The 3,429-nt window shown below is 58.0% G+C and carries 4 protein-coding genes; 2 read left to right on the top strand and 2 right to left on the bottom strand.

Going from position 1 to position 3,429, the window contains the following annotated elements:
• Positions 1 to 50: 50 nt before the first annotated feature.
• The gene (locus PMI23_RS01725; protein WP_007917773.1) at positions 51 to 905 is read right to left on the bottom strand and encodes a LysR family transcriptional regulator; all 855 of its coding nucleotides are present in this window, start codon (positions 903 to 905) and stop codon (positions 51 to 53) included.
• An 89-nt stretch (positions 906 to 994) separates the two neighbouring features.
• Here PMI23_RS01725 and PMI23_RS01720 point away from each other — a divergent pair, with 89 nt between their 5' ends.
• The gene (locus tag PMI23_RS01720) at positions 995 to 1,432 is read left to right on the top strand and encodes a multidrug/biocide efflux PACE transporter (protein WP_007917772.1); all 438 of its coding nucleotides are present in this window, start codon (positions 995 to 997) and stop codon (positions 1,430 to 1,432) included.
• A gap of 133 nt (positions 1,433 to 1,565) precedes the next feature.
• On the opposite strand, the gene PMI23_RS01715 is transcribed toward PMI23_RS01720, so the two are convergent.
• A complete protein-coding gene (locus PMI23_RS01715) occupies positions 1,566 to 2,324 on the bottom strand; it encodes an SDR family NAD(P)-dependent oxidoreductase (RefSeq protein ID WP_007917770.1) in 759 nt (252 codons plus the stop codon).
• A 120-nt stretch (positions 2,325 to 2,444) separates the two neighbouring features.
• On the opposite strand from PMI23_RS01715, the gene PMI23_RS01710 reads away from it, so the two are divergent.
• Positions 2,445 to 3,341: a LysR family transcriptional regulator gene (locus tag PMI23_RS01710; RefSeq protein ID WP_007917769.1), complete on the top strand. Its 897-nt coding sequence runs from the start codon at positions 2,445 to 2,447 to the stop codon at positions 3,339 to 3,341.
• Positions 3,342 to 3,429 lie beyond the last annotated feature (88 nt).

Raw genomic sequence — 3,429 nt, 5'->3', positions numbered from 1 at the left:
CTGGGGTGAGGGGCTTTTGACTTCAGGCTTGCCAGCGATCAGCAGCGCCGTTATTCCAGCATCTTGCTCAATAACCAACTCCCCGCCGGCCCCGGCGGATACAGCCGCGACCACAAGGCATCGACAAACACCGGTTTCGGCCAGCCGCGCACTTTCAACTCCACCAGCAAATCATTGCCATAACGCTGCGCCAGCCAACGCGGCAGCGGCGCCCAGCCAAACCCCTTTTCGGCCATTTCCAGCAGCATCAGATAACTTGGTGCCGACCACACGCGACCTTTGCCACGGCTGTCATACGGATTGACGATGGTCGCCAGGCGCAGCTCACGATGCTGCTCGAGGATCTGCTGATCAATGTGACCAAGCCTGGCCAGCGCATGGTCGCGATTGACGAACAAGGCGATTTCCGTGCGCTCGGCCACTGTCGACGTCACCAGATCCGGCGGGTAGTTCTCTTGCATCTCAGCGAAGGCCAAGTGCGCGCGACCGCGTTGCACCAGCTCAATCAAGTCATCGCATTCGGCAATCAGGCATTCCAGTTCCAGATCCGGATAACGCTGCTCAAACCCGACCAGCGCCGCTTCAAAACGGTACGACTGATACGTGTCGGAAATCGCCACCGTCAGCTTCGGTTCGACGCCTTGGGACAACTGTCGTGCGGTCATTTCCAGGCGACTGCTGGCCGCCAGAATCGTCTCGGCGCGTTGCAGCATCACATGCCCGGCCGGGGTCAGCGTCGGTTTACGACTGCTGCGATCGAACAACTGCAGGTCCAGATCGATCTCAAGACTGGCCACTGCCGCGCTGATGGTCGACTGACTGCGCCCGAGTTTGCGTGCCGCTGCGGAAAACGAGCCTTGGGTGGCTGCCTGGACAAATGCCAACAGCACTTCTTGCGAAATCATCAACTATCGCCTTGGTCGATGGTTATTGGTTATGAAGTATCGATGAGAGCATGGATCATGGCAATCATATTCACTCAAGGACTCAGGCCATGACTGCCCACAAATCCATCTCTGAACGTATTTTCCAAGCCGTTGGTTTCGAACTGCTGGCCATCCTGATCTGCACACCGTTGCTGGCGTGGATCATGCAAAAACCGATGCTGGAAATGGGCGCGGTGACGGTGTTGATCGCCCTGTTGGCGCTGGGTTGGAACGTGGTGTTCAACCGCTTCTTTGATCGTATGCTTGCGCGCATGAACGTTGCGCACAATGCTTGGGTGCGAGTGGTACACGCGCTGCTGTTCGAGGGTGGTTTGATCGTAATGGGCGTGCCACTGATTGCCTGGTGGTTGTCGGTCAGCCTGTGGCAGGCGTTTTTGCTCGACATCGGCGTGTTGCTGTTTTTCCTGCCGTACACCTACGTTTATCACTGGAGCTATGACGTTTTGCGCGAGCGCTTCATGACGCGCAACGCTTGCCAGAGCTAACCTCGATCCCCGTGTAGGAGCTGCCGAAGGCTGCGATCTTTTGATCTTGATTTTTAAGGGCAAGATCAAAAGATCGTCCGATCGCGGCCCGAGCCTTCGGCAGCTCCTACATGTGAAGGTGTTTCAGCGTTGGTTAGAGGAACATGCCGCCGGATGCCTCAACCCGCTGGCCATTGATCCACTGTCCACCCGGCGACAGCAGCAACGCCAACGCCCCGCCAATATCGTCCGGTTGCCCGGCACGGCCCAGCGCGGTGTTGCTGGCGACCATCGCATTCACTGCTGAGTTGTCGCGTACTGCGCCACCACCGAAGTCCGTTTCAATCGCCCCCGGCGCAAGAATGTTCACGCCAATCTGCCGCGCACCCAGCTCTTTGGCCTGATAACGGGTCAGCACTTCCATCGCGCCTTTCATCGCCGCATAAGCGCCATAACCCGGCAGGCTGAAACGGGTCAGGCCGCTGGAAATATTGATGATCCGGCCGCCGTCGTTAATCAGTGGCAGCAATTGCTGGGTCAGGAAGAACGGCCCTTTCAACTGGATGTTCATCAGCAGATCGAACTGCTCCGGCGTGGTTTCGGCAAACAGGGCATGCACGCCGATCCCGGCGTTGTTGATCAGGAAATCAAAACGCTGACGTTCGAACGTCTGCTGCAATGCCTGCTCAACACGTATACCAAAATCGGCAAAGGTTTCGCTGCGGCCGACGTCCAGTTGCAGCATCACGGCTTTCGCGCCGAGTGCCTGCAGTTCGGTTACCAGTGCCTGGGCTTCATTAGCACGGCTGTTGTAGGTGCCGATGATGTCGATGCCTTGAGCGGCAAGATGCAGTGCGGCGTTTTTACCGAGGCCACGGCTGGCGCCGGTGATCAATGCGATTTTACGGTTCATAGGGACTTCCTCGATTGCAGTGATTGGTGATGGGCTCAGTTTATTTATCCGTCCTGAGGTGATAAACAGAGTGAATCCGGAATCACTGATCGGCTCAGCCGAACAATCTACGAGCGGCCCATGAACAAACTGGAACTGCTGCGCACCTTCGTCAGGGTCAGCGAGCTGTCGAGTTTCACCCTCGCTGGCGAGAGCTTGGGCTTACCGCGCTCGACCGTGTCCGAACACGTGCAAGCGCTCGAAGCACTGCTCGGTACACGTCTGCTGCAACGCACCACGCGCAAGGTTCAGGCGACGCAGGACGGTTTGGTGTTATACGAACGCAGCAAGGACCTGCTCTCGCACATGGACGAGATCGAAGGCCTGTTTCGCCAGGACGAAGCGTCGCTGACCGGGCGCATTCGGGTCGACATGCCGAACATTCTCGCGCGGCGCCTGATCATGCCGCGCTTGCCACAGTTCATGGAGCGTCATCCGAATCTGGAGCTGGAAATCAGCAGCACCGATCGCCGTGTTGATCTGCTCAGCGAAGGCTTCGATTGTGTGGTGAGGATTGGCGCGCAGCCGGATCAATCGGTGGTGGCGCGGCACCTCGGTGACTTTCCCATGGTTAACTGCGCCAGCCCGGCCTACCTTGAGCGCTACGGTGTGCCGCAGACCCTGGAAGATCTCGCGCAGCATCGGCTGGTGCATTACGTCGGCGTGCTCGGCTCGCGTTCGGAAGGTTTTGTGTACGAGGAGGGCGGTCAGGTTAAACGCTTGCCGATGGCAGGCAGCATTACTGTCAACAGCACCGACGCTTACGAGTCGGCGTGCCTCGGTGGATTTGGTCTGACGCAGGTGCCGCGTACCGGCATGCAGCCGCATCTGGATAACGGCGAACTGGTGACTGTGTTGCCGCAATTCACCGCGCCGGCGATGGGGATTTCATTGTTGTATGCGCGGCAACGGCATTTGCCATTGCGGGTCAGGGTGTTTATGGATTGGCTCGGCGATCTGATTCGCTCCGCGCTCTGAACCTGATCACCGGTCAAAACTGTAGGAGTGAGCCTGCTCGCGATAGCGGTGTGTCAGTTTAATCAATGTTGACTGATACACCGCTATC

The sequence above is a fragment of the Pseudomonas sp. GM24 genome (assembly GCF_000282235.1).
Classification (GTDB): Bacteria; Pseudomonadota; Gammaproteobacteria; order Pseudomonadales; family Pseudomonadaceae; genus Aquipseudomonas.
This window is presented reverse-complemented; position numbering and strand designations above follow the sequence as displayed.

Coding starts and splice junctions, on each gene's coding strand:
- PMI23_RS01720 (WP_007917772.1), top strand. CDS start 995: ATGACTGCCCACAAATCCATCTCTGAACGTATTTTCCAAGCCGTTGGT.
- PMI23_RS01715 (WP_007917770.1), bottom strand. CDS start 2,324: ATGAACCGTAAAATCGCATTGATCACCGGCGCCAGCCGTGGCCTCGGT.
- PMI23_RS01710 (WP_007917769.1), top strand. CDS start 2,445: ATGAACAAACTGGAACTGCTGCGCACCTTCGTCAGGGTCAGCGAGCTG.
- PMI23_RS01725 (WP_007917773.1), bottom strand. CDS start 905: ATGATTTCGCAAGAAGTGCTGTTGGCATTTGTCCAGGCAGCCACCCAA.